The sequence below is a fragment of the Halomonas shantousis genome, assembly GCF_054654615.1.
The window spans coordinates 3,449,801-3,467,634 of sequence record NZ_BAAIER010000002.1 but is presented as its reverse complement, the minus strand read 5'-3'; the positions used below and the strand labels follow the sequence as shown (position 1 = coordinate 3,467,634).

Below are 17,834 nucleotides of genomic sequence, written 5' to 3'. Positions count from 1 at the left end.
TACGCCACCATCCGCCGACCCAGGAGAATTCGCATGCCGGCTCCCAACGATCGCAGCGCCAAGTCGAAGTACAAGCGCATCCTGCTAAAACTGTCCGGTGAGGCCCTGATGGGCGATGGGGAGTTTGGTATCGACCCCAAGGTGCTCGACCGCATGGCCCTGGAGATCGGCCAGTTGGTGGGGATCGGGGTTCAGGTCGGCATCGTCATCGGTGGCGGCAACCTGTTCCGTGGCGCCGCGCTGCACGCGGCGGGCATGGATCGTGTCACCGGCGATCACATGGGCATGCTGGCGACGGTCATGAATGCACTGGCGATGCGTGACGCCCTGGAGCGCTCCAACATTCGCTCGCGGGTGATGTCGGCGATTCCCATGAGTGGCGTCGTCGAGCATTATGACCGGCGTACCGGGATCCGCTATCTGACCTCCGGTGACGTGGTGATCTTTTCCGCGGGTACCGGCAATCCGTTCTTCACCACCGACTCCGCCGCCTGCCTGCGCGGCATCGAGATCGATGCCGATGTGGTCATCAAGGCCACCAAGGTCGATGGAGTCTACGACAAGGATCCGGTCAAATATGCGGAAGCGGTCAAGTACGAGCGTCTCGGGTACGATGACGTACTCGATCAGAAGCTGGAAGTGATGGATTTGACCGCCATCTGCCTGGTGCGTGACCATGGCATGCCGGTACGCGTGTTCGACATGACCAAGCCGGGCGCACTGCTCAATCTGGTAGTGGGCGGTACGGAAGGCACGCTGATAGATAGAGGTTGAAATCGTGATCAACGACATCAAGAAAGACGCCGAATCCCGCATGAGCAAAAGCGTGGAATCGCTGCAGACCAACTTCCACAAGATTCGTACCGGGCGTGCCCACCCCAGCATTCTGGATGCCGTGATGGTCGAGTACTACGGCGCGCAGATGCCACTGAATCAGGTGGCCAACGTCAACGTGGAGGATGCGCGGACCCTGACGGTGACCCCCTGGGAGCGGCCCATGGTGCCCAAGATCGAGAAGGCCATCATGACTTCCGATCTGGGGCTCAATCCGTCGACTGCCGGCAACGTGATCCGCGTACCCATGCCGCCGTTGACCGAGGAAACCCGCAAGAACTACATCAAGCAGGCGCGCGCCGAGGCCGAGAATGCCCGGGTAGCGGTCCGCAACGTGCGGCGTGATGCCAATGGCGACCTCAAGACGCTCCTCAAGGACAAGGATATCACCGAGGACGAGGAGCGCGGTGCCACCGAGGCAATCCAGAAGCTGACCGACAAGTTCATCGCCGACATCGACAAATTGCTGGAAGCCAAGGAACATGATCTGATGCAGGTCTAGGCTTCGTTAACGACTAGCGAAAGCGGGCGGGATGCCGCCCGTTCTCTTTTCCGCATGCGAGACTCCATGACGTCACCGCAGTCCCCTATATCGCCGCGCCATGTGGCGATCATCATGGATGGCAATAACCGCTGGGCCCAGGCCAAGGGCCTGTCTGGCGTGCGTGGCCATCGCGCCGGCATCGAGGCGGTGCGCGCGGTGATTCAGCGTGCTGCCGAGCGTGGCATCGAGACGCTGACGCTGTTTGCGTTTTCCAGCGAAAACTGGAAGCGCCCCAGTGCCGAAGTCAATGCCCTGATGGAACTGTTTCTGCTGGCGCTCAAGCGTGAAGTCAGGAAGCTGCATGAGCACGACATTCGCCTGACGATCATTGGCGAGCGCTCGCGCTTTTCGGACTCGATCCAGCGCCATATCGAGCGTGCCGAAGAGATGACCCGTCACAACCGACGGCTTCACCTGGTGATCGCCGCCAACTACGGCGGACGCTGGGATATCGCCGAGGCGGCGCGGCGCCTGGCAGCGCGTGTCGAGGCGGGAGAAATGCCGGCGTCGGCCATTGACGAGCAGGCCCTCGATGCCGAGGTCTGCCTGGCGGATTGCCCGCCGGTGGATCTATGCATTCGCACCAGCGGCGAGCAGCGCATTTCCAATTTCATGCTCTGGCAACTGGCCTACGCGGAGTTCTACTTCGCTCCCGAATTGTGGCCGGACTTCAAGGCTGGAGCCTTCGATGCGGCGTTGGAGGCTTTCTGCCAACGTCAGCGCCGGTTCGGCATGACCCAGGAGCAGATCGAGGCGCAAGGTGCTTAAACAACGGATCATCACGGCACTGGTACTGGCGCCGCTGGCGCTGGCTGGCCTGTTCGGACTCATCGAGGCGCCATTTGCGGTTTTTACCGGGGTCGTGCTGTTGTTCGGCGCCTGGGAATGGGCCAATCTTGCCGGTTTTGCGCAACGCTTGGCGCGGCTGGGGTATGTACTGTTTTGTATGCTGCTGATGTGGATGGCCTGGCGAAGTGGCGCCGTGCAGCAGGCTTGGCCGCTGTGGCTGGGAGTGCTGGGCTGGCTGGCGAACCTGTACTGGGTCGTCGCTTATCCCGACCGTCAGCAGCAGTGGAATGGACGGTTTCCGCGCCTGTTGATCGGACTGTGGGTTCTGCTGCCCTGCTGGGTCGGTTTCATTCAACTGCGGCAGGACGGCATCGCCTGGCTGCTGTTCGTGCTGATGCTGGTATGGGTCGCCGATATCGGGGCCTACTTCGCCGGACGGGCCTTTGGCAAGCGCAAGCTGGCCCCGCGGGTCAGCCCCGGCAAGTCCTGGGCCGGCGTGGTGGGAGGGCTGTGCGGTGCCGAGGTGCTGGCATTGATCTTTGCTGCCTGGCAGGGATTGGGACAGCTATTGCTGCTGCTGGTCATCACGGCACTGGTGGCGTTGATCTCGGTGCTGGGCGATCTTCTGGAAAGCATGCTCAAGCGCTTTCGCGGGCTCAAGGATTCCAGCCGTCTGCTGCCGGGTCATGGTGGCGTCCTCGATCGAATCGACAGCCTGACAGCGGCCATTCCCTTGTTTGCGCTGCTGCGCCCCTGGCTGGGATGAGGTAACCATGCGGGACACTTCCATACCTGAACATGCCCAGGCCGTCACCGTGCTGGGGGCCACCGGCTCCATCGGCACCAGCACCCTCGATGTGATCGCCCGTCATCCTTCGCGTTATCGAGTGCATGCCCTGACCGCGCATCGCTCCCGTGAACGGCTGCGGGACCAATGCCTGCAGTATCGCCCCGAGGTGGCGGTGCTGGGCGGCGAAACCGATGCTGCCTGGCTGCGCAGCCAGCTGGCTGCGGCGGGGCTGTCCACCGAGGTGCGAGCGGGCGAGACGGCGTTGCAGGAAGTCGCCGGGGCCGGCGATGCCGATATCGTGATGGCGGCGATTGTGGGGGCGGCCGGTCTGCTGCCGACCCTGGCCGCGGTACAGGCCGGCAAGCGGGTGCTGCTGGCCAACAAGGAAGCGCTGGTCATGTCCGGCGCCCTGTTCATGGAGGCGGTCGAGCGGCATGGAGCCGTGCTGTTGCCCATCGACTCGGAACATAACGCCATCTATCAGTGTCTACCTCCGGGACATCGTGGCGGATTGGAGGGGCATGGGGTATCGCAGCTGTTGCTGACGGCCTCCGGTGGGCCCTTTCGCGGCTGGGATACTGCTCGACTGCGCGAGGTAACGCCGACACAGGCCTGTGCGCACCCCAACTGGTCGATGGGGCGCAAGATCTCGGTCGACAGTGCAACCCTGATGAACAAGGGGCTGGAGCTTATCGAGGCCTGCTGGCTGTTCGATGCCCGCCCCGAGCAGATCCAGGTGGTGGTGCATCCGCAGAGTGTCATCCATTCGATGGCGGCCTATCACGATGGCTCGGTGATCGCCCAGTTGGGCAATCCCGACATGCGCACTCCCATCGCCTACGGCCTGGCCTGGCCGGAACGTATCGATGCCGGTGTCGAGAGTCTCGACCTGTTTGCCGTGGCGCGTCTCGATTTCGAGGCGCCCGACGAAGCCTGCTTCCCGTGCCTGCGCCTGGCCCGGGATGCCATGGCCGCAGGCGGAACGGCGCCCGCCGTGCTCAATGCCGCCAACGAGGTCGCCGTGGACGCTTTTCTGAAGGAGCGGCTGGCTTTTACCGATATCGCCACGCTCGTGGAAACGGTACTCGAGCGCCGTGAAGTCTGCGCTGCCGGGGCGCTGGACACGATACTGTCCGAGGACGCGGCCGCCCGGAGCGATGCCGAATATTTGCTGCGTACTCGTTTCGCCTAGGAGGCTGACATTATGGACGCGATCCAGAATCTGCTGGCGGTCATCGTGGTCCTTGGCCTGCTGATCACCTTCCACGAATTCGGCCATTTCTGGGTGGCGCGGCGTTGTGGCGTCAAGGTGCTGCGCTTTTCGGTCGGCTTCGGCAAGCCCTTCTGGTCGCGTGTCGACCGCCATGGCACCGAGTATGCGCTGGCCGCGATCCCGTTGGGCGGCTACGTGAAGATGCTCGATGAGCGTGAAGGGCCCGTGGCCTCCGAGGAGCTTGATCAAGCCTTCAATCGCAAGGGCGTGTGGCAGCGCATCGCCATCGTCTCGGCCGGCCCTCTGGCCAATTTTCTGCTGGCATTGGTCGCTTATTGGGTACTGTTCGTGCACGGTACGCTCACGGTGGCGCCGGTCATCGGCGCGGTGGCGCCGGACTCCCCGGCTGCACGTGGCGGTCTGGCGCCTGGGCAGGAGATCGTGGCGGTCGCGGGGGAATCCACGCCATCCTGGGAGGAGGTCAGCCTCAAGCTGGTCGCCCTGATCGGAGCCGATGGCGAGCTGGAAGTGACGGTGCGTGACCCGCAGGGCGACATGCTCGAGCGGCGTCTGCCGATCGAAAACTGGATGGTGCGTCAGGATCCGCCACAGCCGCTGTCCAGCCTGGGCGTGACGCCGTGGCGTCCGGAGATCCCGGCCGTGCTGGGACAGGTGCTTGAGGAGGGCCGTGCTTCGCAGGCGGGCCTGCAACCGGGGGATCGCATCCAGTCGGTCAATGGCGTGGCGATGGCGGACTGGATGGATTTCGTCGAACAGGTGCGTCAGCATCCCGAAACACCGCTCGACGTCACGCTGTTGCGCGGTGGTGAGCGCCACACGATAGAATTGACACCCGCCGCACGTGAGCTGGAAAGCGGCGAGACGGTCGGCTATATCGGTGCCGGCACCCAGGAGGTCAGTTGGCCCGAGGAGTATCGACGCAACATCAGTTACGGCCCGTTGGCGGCCATCGGCCAGTCGCTGGACAAGACTGGCGAGATGACCGTGCTGACGCTGGACTCGATCCGCAAGATGCTGGTAGGGCTGATTTCGCCTTCCAATCTGTCGGGGCCGATCACTATCGCGCGTATCGCGGGTGAATCGGCGCGCAGCGGCTTGGAGAGCTTCGTCAGTTTCCTCGCGTACCTGTCGATCAGTCTGGGAGTGTTGAATCTACTGCCGATCCCGGTGCTCGACGGAGGGCACCTGGTCTACTACCTGATCGAGGCGGTGCGCGGCAAGCCGGTCTCCGAGGCGGCCCAGGCCTTCGGATTGCGTATCGGCGTGGCGCTGGTCGGCTCGTTGATGGTAATGGCGTTGTATTTCGATCTGATGCGCCTATAGCCTGCTCGTTGTGGCGAGGTCTTGCGACGTAAGCGGGACCGATGTCATGCAGGACAGGCCGATGCGGTGAGCACTCGGTGAGCAAGGCGCAGCCTTGTCAGTGACCCAGTGAAATGTATAAGGTGCCTGTCTACCAGCGGGCGGACTCCAGAGAAGCGAATCGATTGCATGAAACTCAAGACCCTCGGATTGGCGGCGTTGCTGCTGACCAGTATGCCGGCAACGGTGCTGGCGGCTCCTTTTGAAATCTCCGATATTCGCGTGGAAGGACTGCAGCGTGTCTCGGCGGCCTCGGTGTTCAATGCATTTCCGGTCAGTACCCACGATACGGTCGATGAGCGCGAACTGGCCGAAGCGGCGAAGCAGCTGTTCGAAACGGGTCTGTTCGATGACGTTCAGCTGGCCCGTGACGGCGATGTCCTGATCATCAACGTAGTCGAGCGCCCCTCCATTTCCAAGATCGAGATCGAGGGCAATACGCAGATTCCCGAAGAGGACCTGCGCAAGGGGCTGCGTGAATCCGGTCTGGCCGAGGGGCAGGTGCTGCAGCGCTCGACCCTCGATGAGATGCAGCGTGAGCTCGAGCGCCTCTATCAGTCCCAGGGGCGTTACAGCGCGCGTATCGACACCGCGGTCGAGCAGCTCGAGCGCAACCGCGTGCAGGTCAACATCGATGTCCACGAAGGGGCGGTCGCCAAGATTCGCCAGATCAACATCGTAGGCAACGAGGCATTCGACAACGAGACGCTGCGCGACCTGTTCGAGCTGGAAGACAAGCCGGGCTGGTTCTTTGGCTGGTTCTCGGGGGACGATTATTCGCGGGACAAGCTCTCGGGCGATCTGGAGACCTTGCGCTCCTACTATCTCGATCGCGGTTACGTGAATTTTGCCATCACCTCGACTCAAGTCTCGATCAGCCCCGACAAGTCGCAGATCTTCGTGACCATCAACGTCGACGAAGGCAAGCGCTATCGTCTCGATGAGATTCGCTTCGCCGGGGATCTGATGATCGACGAGCAGGAGGCGCGCGATCTGGTCAAGGCTCAGCCCGGCGAATACTATTCGCGCAGCACGCTGACGGAGGCTGCCGAAGCGCTTCGCCTGAAGCTGGGTGCCGAAGGGTTCGCCTTCGCCAATGTCGAAAGCGTGCCTGAGGTTAACGAAAGCGAGGGCACCGTGGATGTGACCTTCGCCGTCGACCCGGGGCGGCGCGCCTATGTGCGGCGCATCAATTTCGTGGGCAACACCACGACCCAGGATGAGGTGCTGCGCCGCGAGATGACCCAGATGGAAGGGGCGCCGGCTTCCACTGACCAGATCAGCCAGTCGCGCCAGCGTCTGGAGCGGCTGGGCTTCTTCCGCCAGGTGGATGTCGAGACGCGGCCGGTCGCGGGAGAGCCCGACCAGCTGGACGTGACCTACAACGTCGAGGAGCAGCCGTCGGGCTCGATCTCTGCCAGCGTCGGGTATTCGCAGACCGCCGGAGTGATCTATGGCGCCTCGCTGTCGCAGAACAACTTTCTGGGGACCGGCAACCAGGTCAATGTCGGTGCGCAGCGAAGCGATACCTATACCAGCCTGAACTTCGGCTTCACCGATCCGTACTGGACGCTCGACGGCATCTCGCGGGGATACAACTTCTTCTACCGCGAGACGGATTATGAAGATTCCGATATCTCCACCTACTCCACCGATGCCTTCGGCGGGGGAATCAACTTCGGCTATCCCATCAACGAGCTGTCGCGGCTGAATTTCGGTGTGGGTCTCGAGAACCTGTCGCTGAAGACCTACTACGACACGCCCGCCGAGATCGTCGAATACACCGACGCTCAGGGCGAGGATTTCCTGACCTACAAGCTGACGGCGAGCTGGACGCGCAACAATCTCAACCGCGGCATCATGCCCACCGACGGCAGCTATCAGCGCGTATCGCTGGAGACCGCCGTGCCCGGTTCCGATGCCGAGTACTACAAGCTGCGCTATCGCGGCCAGAAACTTTTCGAGCTCAATCCTGACTGGTCGGTGAAATTCAGTACCGAGTTGGGTTATGCCGACACGTTGGGTGGCGGGGATCCGTATCCGTTCTACGAGAACTTCTATTCCGGCGGCCTGGGATCGGTGCGTGGCTATACGGGCAATACCCTGGGGCCGAAGACCACGGAGCGCCATGAAGGCGACAACGATACGCTGGGCGGCAACGTGCTGGTCGAGGGCTCGGTGGAGCTGATCTATCCCTTCCCCTGGATCGAGGATCGCCGCTCGCTCCAGACCAGCATCTTCTTCGATGCCGGCAACACCTTCCTCACCGACTGTTACGACGTGCCCGAAGGGTACACCTCCAGCTGCACAAGCGGGGTGGATGCGGGGGATCTGCGCTACAGCGTTGGGCTGGGGCTGTCCTGGCTGACGCCGGTGGGGCCGCTGACCTTCAGTGTGGCGGAACCTCTCAATGCCGAAAGCGATGACGATACTCAGGTCTTCCAGTTCTCGCTGGGACAGACGTTCTAAGCGGGAGATAACGATTCATGAATAGGAGAAATGGAATGCGCAAGTTGACCGGAGCCCTGTGTCTGGGCCTGCTGGGTGTCCTGTCGCTGCCGGCTCAGGCGGCTGATGTGGCGGTTCTGGACTGGCGTCAGGCCCTGCTGCAGTCCGATGCGGCAAAGCGCTCCATGAACGAGTTGCAGAATCAGACCGGCTCGCAGCAGCAGCAGGCGCAGTCGCTCGGTCAGGAGATCCAGCAACTCCAGCAGCGCATGCAAAAGGACGGGGCGGTGATGTCCGAGTCCGAGCGCAGCAACCTGCAGCAGCAGATCAGGGACAAGGGGCGTCAGTTCCAGCAGCTGCGCACTCAGGTTCAGCGTGCTCAGCAGGAAAAGGAGCAGACCTTCCTGAAGAGCGCCAAGCCCAAGCTCGATAAGGCTATCGAGCGCGTCGTGGCCGAGCATGGCGTTCAGGTTCTGGTCGATCGCGATGCCGTCGTCTACAGCAAGGAAGGGCTGGATCTTACCGAAGAGGTCACCCAGATCTTCAATTCGCTCAACTGAGCCTGAAGCGGTTCACGAATGGCGACGCATCTGTTGCTGAGTGTGGATCAGGGCCGGTGGCTTCGCGACGCGGGTGCCGGCTCTTCAGATCACGAGCAGTTTCCGAAACCGGCGGTGCCGCGGGTCGTTACGCGCCATGGCCGATCAGGTGATATGCTGAATCGTGGTGTTGGCTATCGGTGAGCCCAGTTGCCGCGACATGATTCACCCCGATGACAACGGAGTCCGAGGGCCCAGCGCGCCCGGTATCGTCCATGATGACTCGTAACCGTATCTCCTGCACGCTCGGCGAATTGGCCGAGCGGCTGGGGGCCCGCCTGGTCGGTGATGCCGACCGTCAGGTCAGCGGACTGGCAACGCTGACCGAGGCCGGTCCGGAAGATATCAGCTTCCTGGCCAATCGGGCCTACCTCAAGCATCTTGCCGCGACGCGGGCCGGCGCCGTGCTGCTGCATCCCGAATTCGCTGAGCAGGCGCCCACTGCGCGACTTGAACTCGCCAATCCCTATCTCGCCTATGCCGAACTGTCGCGGCTGTTCGATCCCATGACTGCACGCGTAGCGGGAGGCGTTCACGCCTCTGCCGTGGTCGCCGACGATGTGCGTCTGGGCCGGGATGTCGAGATCGGCGCCCAGGCGGTCATCGAGTCGGGAGCCGAGATCGGTGACGACGTTTTCATCGGGCCGGGCTGCGTCGTGGGAAGCGACTGCCGGATCGGCGAGGGGACGCGACTGTACGCCAACGTCACCCTGTATCCGGGGGTGATTGTCGGGCGACGTGCCATTCTGCACAGCAGCTGCGTGATCGGCGGCGATGGATTCGGCTTCGCGCATGACGGGAGTCGCTGGCACAAGATTGCCCAACTGGGCGGTGTCGTACTTGGCGACGATGTGGAGGTGGGAAGCTGCACCAGCATCGACCGTGGCGCGTTGGGCGATACGCTCATCGGCAACGACGTCAAGATCGACAGCCAGGTGCAGGTGGCTCACAACGTGCAGATCGGCGATCACACCGCCCTGGCGGGCTGTGTGGGGATTGCCGGATCCACTCGGGTAGGGCGCAACTGCATGCTGGGAGGTGGTGTCGGTCTGGCCGGCCATCTGACGATCTGCGATAACGTGCAGATCACCGGCATGAGCCTGATCACCAATTCCATCCGAGATCCCGGCGTCTACTCCTCGGGGACCGGCGCCATGAGTAACAGCCTGTGGCGCAAGAACGCCGTGCGATTCAAGCAGCTCGATGAAATGGCCAAGCGTCTGACGCGCCTGGAGCGCAGGGCAAAGGCCGATTGACCTGCTGCCAGCGGACTATCGGGCCTGTATAATCCACGGCCAAGCCAGGAGCGGACACTCCGCCGACTCATGCCTGTCTGCACGACAGGCATTTCGCTATTTCAGAGGTTGTACCGATGGTAATGGACATCAACGAGATTCGTGAATATCTGCCTCACCGCTATCCTTTCCTGCTGGTGGATCGGGTGGTGGATATCACGCTGGGGGAATGCATCGTCGCCTACAAGAACGTCAGCATCAACGAGCCGTTCTTCAATGGGCACTTCCCTCACCACCCGATCATGCCTGGTGTCCTGATTATCGAAGCGATGGCTCAAGCGTGCGGTATCCTGGGCTTCAAGACCGTCAACAAGCTGCCCCGCGACGGCTATGTCTACTACTTGGTGGGTAGCGACAATGTACGCTTCAAGCGCCCCGTCATGCCTGGAGACCAGCTGCGTCTGGAGGCGCGGGTCATCCGCGGCAAACGTGGCATCTGGAAATTCGCCTGCCGCGGGACCGTCGACGGTGAGCTGGCTTGTGAAGCCGAGATCATCTGTGCCGAGAGGAAAGTCGCTTGATTCATCCTACCGCCATCGTCGATCCCGCCGCCCGTCTGGCCGATGACGTCGAGGTCGGCCCTTTTAGCGTGATCGGACCCGATGTCGAGATCGGGGCCGGCAGTGTGATCGGACCGCACGTGGTGCTCAAGGGGCCAAGCCGCCTGGGCAAGCGCAACCGCGTCTTCCAGTTCGCGTCGGTGGGTGAGGATTGCCAGGACAAGAAGTATGCCGGCGAGCCGACCCGGCTCGAGATCGGTGACGACAACGTGATCCGCGAAAGCGTGACGCTGCACCGCGGTACCGTTCAGGACCGTGGCGTGACGAGCATCGGCAGCCGCAACCTGTTCATGGCCTACTCGCATGTCGGGCACGATTGCGTGATCGGTGACGACTGCATCATGGCCAACCAGGCGACGCTGGGCGGTCATGTCGTCATGGAAAGTCATGCCATTCTGGGCGGCCTCTCTGCAGTGCATCAGTTCTGTCACATCGGGGCGCATGCCATGTGTGGCGGTGGCTCGATCATCACCAAGGACATTCCCGCCTATCTGATCGTCAACGGCAACCCGGCCAGGGCGCACGGACTGAACCTGGTGGGCCTCAAGCGCCGCGGCTTTTCCCGCGAGGCGCTCAAGGCGCTGGGCGAGGCGTACCGCCTCGTTTACCGTCAGGGACTGACCCTGGAGCAGGCGATCGAGGAGATCGAGTCGCGCTACTCGATGCCCGAAGTGGATGCTTTCGTCGCCTCCCTGAGAACATCCACTCGCGGCATCACGCGTTAACCATGCGCGTCTATCTGGTCGCGGGGGAACTCTCCGGCGATATCCTGGGTGCCGGATTGATGCGTGCGCTCAAGGCGCGCCATCCCGATGCCGAGTTTCGCGGCATCGGCGGGCCGCGCATGCTGGCCGAAGGGCTCGACAGCCTCTATCCGTTGGAAACGCTGTCGGTGATGGGGCTGGTCGAGGTCGTCAGGCACCTGCCCGAGCTGGTACGGGTGCGCCGTCACCTGCGACGCGACGCGCTGGCCTGGCGGCCCGACGTGATGGTCGGCATCGACGCGCCCGACTTCAATCTCGGCCTCGCGCGCCAGCTGCGCATGCAGGGTGTCACGACGGCGCATTATGTCAGTCCGTCGGTGTGGGCCTGGCGTCAGGGACGCGTGAAAGGCATCGCGCAGTCCGTGGACCTGATGCTGACGCTGCTGCCCTTCGAAGCGTCGTTCTATGCGGCCCATGGTGTACCGGTCGCTTTCGTGGGTCATCCACTGGCCGATGAGCTGCCGCTGGCCAACGACCGGAGCGCGGCACGTGCCGAGCTGGGGCTGCCCGATGTGCCGATACTGGCGGTACTGCCGGGGTCGCGAGCCAACGAGATACGCTTTCTCGGCGCGACCTTTCTCGAGACGGTACAACGGCTTGCCAGCCACGTGACCGATCTGCAGGTGGTGATGCCTGCCGCCACGCCCAAGCGGCGCGAGGAGCTCGAGGCGCTGCTGGCGTCATTCCCCGATCTGGCGCCACGCATGCATCTGCTCGATGGCCAGTCGCGCGAAGCGATGGTCGCCGCGGATGCCGTGTTGCTGGCCTCGGGTACGGCGGCCCTGGAGGCCATGCTCTGTCATCGTCCGATGGTGGTAGCCTACAAGATGGCGCCGGCTACGCATTGGCTGGCCCGGCGCATGGTCAAGACGCCATGGATCTCGCTGCCCAACCTGATCGCGCAGGAGGCGCTGGTGCCGGAATTGATCCAGGATGACGCGAATCCCGAGGCGATCGCCGCGCCCCTCGCCACTTGGCTGGGTGATATGAGCGCCCGCCAGGCCATGGAACGGCGCTTCGCGACCATGCATGCCAGCCTGCAGCGCGATGCCAGCGAGCGCGCCGCCAGTGCCGTCAGCGCCCTGGCGCAGGGCGAGCCACTGCCCGCCGAGGAGGGGGAAACGCGATGAGCGACTGGCCGCCGCTGGTGATCGATTATGACGGGCCGCACCTGGCGGGTGTCGACGAGGTCGGGCGCGGGCCTCTGGTCGGGGCCGTGGTGGCCGCCGCGGTGATTCTTGATCCCGCACGCCCCATCGAGGGGCTGACCGACTCCAAGAAGCTCTCCGAAAAGCGCCGCCAGGCGCTGGATGGCATGATCCGCGACCAGGCGCTGGCCTTCGCCGTGGCCGAAGCCTCGCCGGAGGAGATCGATGCGCTCAACATCTATCACGCCACGCATCTGGCCATGCGTCGCGCCATCGATGCGCTGAACGTACCCGCCGGCTATCTGCTGGTGGACGGCAATCGTCTACCGGGGCATCATGTTCCCGGTCAGGCGGTGGTCAAGGGCGATCTGCGTCATCCGGCGATAAGTGCCGCCTCGATCCTGGCCAAGGTGGCCCGTGACGCTCAGATGGTCGCGCTCCATCTGCGCCATCCCGAGTACGGCTTCGCACGCCACAAGGGGTATCCCACGCCCGAGCACTGCGAGGCGCTCGAGCGTTTCGGGCCACTGCCCGAGCACCGGCGCTCCTTCGCGCCGGTGAAAAAACAGTTGGGCCTTTTCGATGCGATGTCGCCGGCACATCCTGATCGTAACGTCCTGCTGTCCTGATTTTTGCCGCTTTAATTTTCCTGGGAGCGCTACGCTCCGACATTACCCGCGAGCCCGTCATGACAACGCCATTCGTCCATTTACGCGTGCACAGCGAATATTCCCTCGTCGACGGTCTGGTACGCCTGAAGCCGTTGATCAAGGCGACTGCGGAAGCCGGCATGCCGGCGGTGACGGTCACCGACGAGAGCAATCTCTTCGGCCTGGTCAAGACCTACAAGGCGGCTCAGGGGGCGGGGCTCAAGCCGGTCATCGGGGCCGATCTGTGGCTGGAAAATCCCAACGACGAGACGCACCCCTACCGACTGACGCTGTTCGCCATGAACAACGAGGGCTACCGCAATCTCACCGAGCTGATCTCGCGCGGCTGGACCGACGGCCAGCATCAAGGATTGGCGATTCTCAAGAAGGCGTGGCTCTTCGAACAGAGCGCGGGTCTGATCGCGCTCTCCGGCGCGCGCGAGGGCGAGATCGGTCGCTTTCTGCTATCCGAGCATGGCGAGGCGGCACGTGAACTGCTCAACGAATGGCAACGGCACTTCCCCGGGCGCTTCTATCTCGAACTGCAGCGCACCGGGCGTGAGAACGACGAGGAGTGCGTGCATCTCTCGGTGGCGCTTGCCGCCGAGACCGGCACGCCGGTAGTCGCCACCAACGACGTGCGTTTTCTGTCCCGAGAGGATTTCTGGGCCCACGAGACGCGGGTATCGATCGGCGAGGGCAAGGCACTCGACGACCCCCGCCGCGAGCGGCGCTATAGCGAGGAGCAGTACCTGAAGAGCCCGGACGAGATGGCCGAGCTGTTCGCCGACATTCCCGAGGCGCTCGAGAACAGCGTGATGATCGCTGCACGCTGCAACGTCGACGTGCGCCTCGGCGAGTACTTTCTGCCGGAGTTCCCGATCCCCGCGGGCATGACTCTCAACGAATACTTCCGCAAGGTCTCCCATGACGGCCTGACGGAGCGACTCGACCAGCTTTTCGACGGGCCCAACGCCATCTACGCCGGGCGCTCTCGCGCCGAGCACGAGCCGACATATCGTCAGCGGCTCGACTTCGAGCTCGACATCATCATCCAGATGGGCTTTCCGGGTTACTTCCTGATCGTCATGGACTTCATCCAGTGGGCCAAGGACAACGACGTGCCGGTAGGGCCGGGGCGCGGGTCCGGGGCCGGCTCGCTGGTCGCCTATGCGCAGAAGATCACCGATCTCGATCCGCTCGAGTACGACCTGCTGTTCGAGCGCTTCCTCAATCCCGAGCGTGTCTCCATGCCCGACTTCGACGTCGACTTCTGCATGGAGAAGCGCGACAGCGTGATCGACTACGTAGCCAGCCGCTACGGGCGCAATGCCGTCTCGCAGATCGTCACCTTCGGCACCATGGCCGCCAAGGCCGTCGTCCGTGACGTGGCACGTGCCCAGGGCAAGCCCTACTCGCTGGGCGACAAGCTCTCCAAGCTGATTCCCTTCGAGGTCGGCATGACGCTGGCCAAGGCGATCGAGCAGGAGCCGGCCTTGAAGGAGTTCCTCGATAACGACGAGGAAGCCCAGGAGATCTGGGACATGGCGCTCAGGCTCGAGGGCATCACCCGCGGCACCGGCAAGCATGCGGGGGGCGTGGTGATCGCGCCGACCAAGCTCACCGACTTCTCGCCGCTGTTGTGCGACGAGAACGGTGCCGGCCTGGTGGTACAGTTCGACAAGAACGACGTCGAGGAGGCCGGGCTGGTCAAGTTCGACTTCCTCGGCCTGCGCACGCTGACGATCATCGACTGGGCGCTGGAGATGGTCGATACGGTGCGCGAACGCGAGGGGCAGGCACCGCTCGATATCTCGAGCATCCCGCTCGATGACGCGCCGACCTTCGACATGCTCAAGAAGGCCGAAACCACCGCAGTATTCCAGCTCGAATCGCGCGGCATGAAAGAGTTGATCAAGCGTCTGCAGCCGGACTCGCTTGAAGACATGATCGCCCTGGTCGCGCTGTTCCGCCCGGGGCCCTTGCAGTCGGGCATGGTCGACGATTTCATCAACCGCAAGCATGGCCGTGCGGATATCTCCTATCCGCACCCGGACTACCAGCACGAGTGGCTCAAGCCGGTGCTCGAGCCCACGTACGGCATTATCCTGTATCAGGAACAGGTCATGCAGATCGCTCAGGTGCTGGCAGGCTATTCGCTTGGCCAGGCCGACATGCTGCGCCGCGCGATGGGCAAGAAGAAGCCCGAGGAGATGGCCAAGCAGCGCAGCGGTTTCATGGAGGGCTGCGCGGCCAATGGCATCGACAAGGACCTGGCGGGCAACATCTTCGATCTGGTAGAGAAATTCGCGGGGTATGGCTTCAACAAGTCGCACTCGGCGGCCTACGGTCTGGTCTCCTATCAGACCGCCTGGCTGAAGGCTCACTATCCTGCGCCGTTCATGGCCGCGGTACTCTCCACCGAGATGCAGAACATCGACAAGGTGGTGCCGCTGATCGAGGAGTGTCGCCATCTCGGGCTGACGGTCACGCCGCCCGACGTCAACATCGGCGCCTACAAGTTCACCGTCGATGAGGACGGACGCGTAGTCTATGGATTGGGAGCGATTCGCGGCGTCGGTGAGGGGCCGATCGGCGCCATCGTCGAGGCGCGCGGTGCGGACGGACCGTTCACCGACCTGTTCGACTTCTGCCGACGGGTGGACGCCAAGCGCATGAACAAGCGCACCCTGGAGGCATTGATCCGCTCCGGGGCACTGGACACGCTGGGGCCGTCACGCGCGGTACTGATGGCCTCGCTGGAGGCAGCGCTCAAGGCCGCTTCGCAAAGCCACGCCAACGTCAGCCTGGGCATGATGGACATGTTCGGCGAGGCCTTTGTCGAACCCGAAAGCGGCGATGTCTATGCCGATTATCTGGATAGCCGGGAATGGACCGACAAGGAGCGCCTGGCCGGCGAGAAGGAGACGCTCGGGCTGTACCTCACCGGCCATCCCATCGACGAGTACGAGCATGAACTCAAGCGCTTCGTCGGTGCTCGCATTTCCGATCTCAAGCCCTCACGCGAACCGCAGCGCGTGGCGGGACTGGTGGTGGCCATGCGCACCATGAAATCCAAGCGCGGCGACACCATGGCCTTCGTGACCCTTGATGATCGTACCGGCCGCATCGAGGCCTCGCTGTTCGGCGAACTGTTCGATCAGGTGCGCAGCCGGCTCGGTGCGGATCAGGTCCTGATCGTCGAAGGCGAAGTGTCCAGTGACGACTATTCCGGCGGACTGCGTCTGCGCGGCAAGGAGATCACGCTGATGGTCGATGCCCGGGCCCGTTACGGCGAGGCGGTGGAGGTGTCGGTGGATGGGGCGCGGCTCAACGGTCGCTTCTCGCGTAGTCTGCGTGATAGCCTGACGCCTTGGCTCGATGCCCAGGGGTTGCCGGTGCGCGTCAAGTATCGCAACACTCACGCCTGCGGCTGGCTCGAACTCGACGAGCAATGGAAGGTAGCCCCTTCCGACGAGCTGATGATCGCGCTGCGCGAGGTGGAAGGACAGGATGGCGTTCGGCTTCGCTATCGTGGTTGATGCCGTGGCGACATGCCTTGCGTGACGCTGTCAGGGTGAGATAATACGCGTTATAAACGAGTGTATTTTAAGAACTTCTGATGACCGCTTTGCAGCTGTGGCCTCCAGGCTGCTCACTTTCAAATAAGCAGAAACCCTATGAATCCCAACTATTTGGACTTTGAACAGCCAATTGCCGAGCTGCAGGCGAAAATAGAGGAGCTGCGGCTGGTCGGTAACGACAGCAAGATCAGTCTGAGCGACGAAATTGCCCGGCTCGAAGAGAAGAGCCGCAAGCTCACCGAGTCGATATTCCGCGATCTGTCCGCTTGGCAGGTATCGCAGCTATCTCGTCATCCGCAACGTCCCTACACGCTGGATTACCTTCAGCATGTATTCACCGACTTCGACGAGTTGCACGGCGATCGCAATTTCGCCGACGATGCGGCTATCGTCGGGGGCGTGGCGCGCCTCGACGACCAGCCGGTCATGATCATCGGCCATCAGAAAGGCCGCGATGTCCGGGAGAAGGTACGCCGCAATTTCGGTATGCCCCGTCCGGAGGGTTACCGCAAGGCCTGCCGCCTGATGGAGATGGCCGAGCGCTTCAGAATGCCAGTGCTGACCTTCATCGATACTCCCGGGGCCTATCCCGGCATCGATGCCGAGGAGCGTGGCCAGTCCGAAGCCATTGCCTACAACCTGGCGGTCATGTCGCGACTCAAGACGCCCATTATCGCCACGGTGATCGGCGAGGGCGGTTCCGGCGGGGCGCTGGCGATCGGCGTCTGCGACGAGCTGCAGATGCTGCAGTATTCCACCTATTCGGTGATTTCACCGGAGGGGTGCGCCTCGATCCTGTGGAAAAGCGCCGAAAAGGCCCCCGAGGCGGCGCAGGCCATGGGGATTACCGCCGAACGGCTGCAGGAACTCGGCTTCGTCGATACCCTGATCGAGGAACCGCTGGGCGGCGCCCATCGCCATCCCCATGACACTGCCGAGCGTGTCCGGGAGGCCTTGCGCGCGAGCCTGGCGCGGCTCGAGGGCATGGATACCGAGGCGCTGCTGGCCCGACGGTATGAACGCCTGATGAGCTACGGCGCCCCCGCCTGATCGGCCATGGCCGGTCAGGACCTGCTGCGCTCGCCAAGCCGGTGTTGAACAAGTCGGTACTGAAAAAGACCCCGGGAGGCTCGTTCAGGCGCTTGCAGGCTCGCTTGCGAGTCCTGCCGCTCCTGGGGTCTTTTTCGCCTTGCCCTGGCATCGTTCGAGACGTCTCTGCTGCGATCCTGATGC

15 protein-coding genes are annotated in these 17,834 nt (G+C 63.1%); all 15 read left to right on the top strand.

The genetic code is table 11. From position 1 onward, the window contains the following. Positions 1-33: 33 nt before the first annotated feature. The 15 genes from pyrH to ACYQ12_RS16280 all read left to right on the top strand — a co-directional run bounded on the left by pyrH (position 34) and on the right by ACYQ12_RS16280 (position 17,651). Positions 34-774, top strand: a complete 741-nt coding sequence (pyrH, locus tag ACYQ12_RS16350; protein ID WP_459873801.1) for a UMP kinase — start codon at positions 34-36, stop codon at positions 772-774. 4 nt (positions 775-778) lie between these two features. Beyond that, positions 779-1,336, top strand: coding sequence for a ribosome recycling factor (gene frr / locus ACYQ12_RS16345; protein ID WP_459873798.1), 558 nt, complete (start codon positions 779-781; stop codon positions 1,334-1,336). A gap of 66 nt (positions 1,337-1,402) precedes the next feature. Continuing rightward, a complete protein-coding gene (gene uppS, locus ACYQ12_RS16340) occupies positions 1,403-2,146 on the top strand; it encodes a polyprenyl diphosphate synthase (RefSeq protein WP_459873796.1) in 744 nt (247 codons plus the stop codon). Further along, entirely contained in the window at positions 2,139-2,933 is a 795-nt protein-coding gene (locus ACYQ12_RS16335) for a phosphatidate cytidylyltransferase (protein ID WP_459873795.1), read from the top strand. The genes uppS and ACYQ12_RS16335 overlap by 8 nt, the downstream gene beginning before the upstream one ends. 7 nt (positions 2,934-2,940) lie before the next feature. Next, the gene (gene ispC, locus ACYQ12_RS16330; protein WP_459873793.1) at positions 2,941-4,149 is read left to right on the top strand and encodes a 1-deoxy-D-xylulose-5-phosphate reductoisomerase; all 1,209 of its coding nucleotides are present in this window, start codon (positions 2,941-2,943) and stop codon (positions 4,147-4,149) included. A gap of 12 nt (positions 4,150-4,161) precedes the next feature. Next, positions 4,162-5,514 (top strand): sigma E protease regulator RseP, encoded by a 1,353-nt coding sequence (gene rseP / locus ACYQ12_RS16325; protein ID WP_459873791.1) that lies wholly within the window; start codon positions 4,162-4,164, stop codon positions 5,512-5,514. Positions 5,515-5,682: 168 nt separating this feature from the next. Further along, on the top strand, positions 5,683-8,022 hold the full coding sequence (bamA, locus tag ACYQ12_RS16320; RefSeq protein ID WP_459873789.1) for an outer membrane protein assembly factor BamA: 2,340 nt from the start codon (positions 5,683-5,685) through the stop codon (positions 8,020-8,022). A 35-nt stretch (positions 8,023-8,057) separates the two neighbouring features. Next, entirely contained in the window at positions 8,058-8,561 is a 504-nt protein-coding gene (locus ACYQ12_RS16315) for an OmpH/Skp family outer membrane protein (protein ID WP_459873787.1), read from the top strand. A 257-nt stretch (positions 8,562-8,818) separates the two neighbouring features. Further along, positions 8,819-9,856, top strand: coding sequence for a UDP-3-O-(3-hydroxymyristoyl)glucosamine N-acyltransferase (gene lpxD, locus ACYQ12_RS16310; protein WP_459874541.1), 1,038 nt, complete (start codon positions 8,819-8,821; stop codon positions 9,854-9,856). Positions 9,857-9,972: 116 nt separating this feature from the next. Then, entirely contained in the window at positions 9,973-10,416 is a 444-nt protein-coding gene (gene fabZ, locus ACYQ12_RS16305) for a 3-hydroxyacyl-ACP dehydratase FabZ (protein WP_459873785.1), read from the top strand. After that, positions 10,413-11,180, top strand: a complete 768-nt coding sequence (gene lpxA / locus ACYQ12_RS16300; RefSeq protein WP_459873783.1) for an acyl-ACP--UDP-N-acetylglucosamine O-acyltransferase — start codon at positions 10,413-10,415, stop codon at positions 11,178-11,180. Before fabZ ends, lpxA begins: the two co-directional genes overlap by 4 nt. Positions 11,181-11,182: 2 nt before the next feature. Then, complete coding sequence (gene lpxB, locus ACYQ12_RS16295; protein WP_459873781.1) at positions 11,183-12,349, top strand: lipid-A-disaccharide synthase; 1,167 nt, start codon at positions 11,183-11,185, stop codon at positions 12,347-12,349. Beyond that, entirely contained in the window at positions 12,346-12,996 is a 651-nt protein-coding gene (rnhB, locus tag ACYQ12_RS16290) for a ribonuclease HII (RefSeq protein WP_459873779.1), read from the top strand. The genes lpxB and rnhB overlap by 4 nt, the downstream gene beginning before the upstream one ends. A gap of 59 nt (positions 12,997-13,055) precedes the next feature. After that, on the top strand, positions 13,056-16,559 hold the full coding sequence (gene dnaE / locus ACYQ12_RS16285) for a DNA polymerase III subunit alpha (RefSeq protein WP_459873777.1): 3,504 nt from the start codon (positions 13,056-13,058) through the stop codon (positions 16,557-16,559). Positions 16,560-16,697: 138 nt separating this feature from the next. Further along, complete coding sequence (locus ACYQ12_RS16280) at positions 16,698-17,651, top strand: acetyl-CoA carboxylase carboxyltransferase subunit alpha (RefSeq protein ID WP_459873775.1); 954 nt, start codon at positions 16,698-16,700, stop codon at positions 17,649-17,651. The last annotated feature ends 183 nt before the right edge of the window (positions 17,652-17,834 follow it).

What these genes read in the sequence shown, in the direction of transcription:
- lpxB (WP_459873781.1), top strand. Translation starts at nt 11,183, where the DNA reads ATGCGCGTCTATCTGGTCGCGGGGGAACTCTCCGGCGATATCCTGGGT.
- dnaE (WP_459873777.1), top strand. Translation starts at nt 13,056, where the DNA reads ATGACAACGCCATTCGTCCATTTACGCGTGCACAGCGAATATTCCCTC.
- ACYQ12_RS16315 (WP_459873787.1), top strand. Translation starts at nt 8,058, where the DNA reads ATGCGCAAGTTGACCGGAGCCCTGTGTCTGGGCCTGCTGGGTGTCCTG.
- bamA (WP_459873789.1), top strand. Translation starts at nt 5,683, where the DNA reads ATGAAACTCAAGACCCTCGGATTGGCGGCGTTGCTGCTGACCAGTATG.
- rnhB (WP_459873779.1), top strand. Translation starts at nt 12,346, where the DNA reads ATGAGCGACTGGCCGCCGCTGGTGATCGATTATGACGGGCCGCACCTG.
- ispC (WP_459873793.1), top strand. Translation starts at nt 2,941, where the DNA reads ATGCGGGACACTTCCATACCTGAACATGCCCAGGCCGTCACCGTGCTG.
- lpxD (WP_459874541.1), top strand. Translation starts at nt 8,819, where the DNA reads ATGACTCGTAACCGTATCTCCTGCACGCTCGGCGAATTGGCCGAGCGG.
- ACYQ12_RS16280 (WP_459873775.1), top strand. Translation starts at nt 16,698, where the DNA reads ATGAATCCCAACTATTTGGACTTTGAACAGCCAATTGCCGAGCTGCAG.
- fabZ (WP_459873785.1), top strand. Translation starts at nt 9,973, where the DNA reads ATGGTAATGGACATCAACGAGATTCGTGAATATCTGCCTCACCGCTAT.
- uppS (WP_459873796.1), top strand. Translation starts at nt 1,403, where the DNA reads ATGACGTCACCGCAGTCCCCTATATCGCCGCGCCATGTGGCGATCATC.
- rseP (WP_459873791.1), top strand. Translation starts at nt 4,162, where the DNA reads ATGGACGCGATCCAGAATCTGCTGGCGGTCATCGTGGTCCTTGGCCTG.
- pyrH (WP_459873801.1), top strand. Translation starts at nt 34, where the DNA reads ATGCCGGCTCCCAACGATCGCAGCGCCAAGTCGAAGTACAAGCGCATC.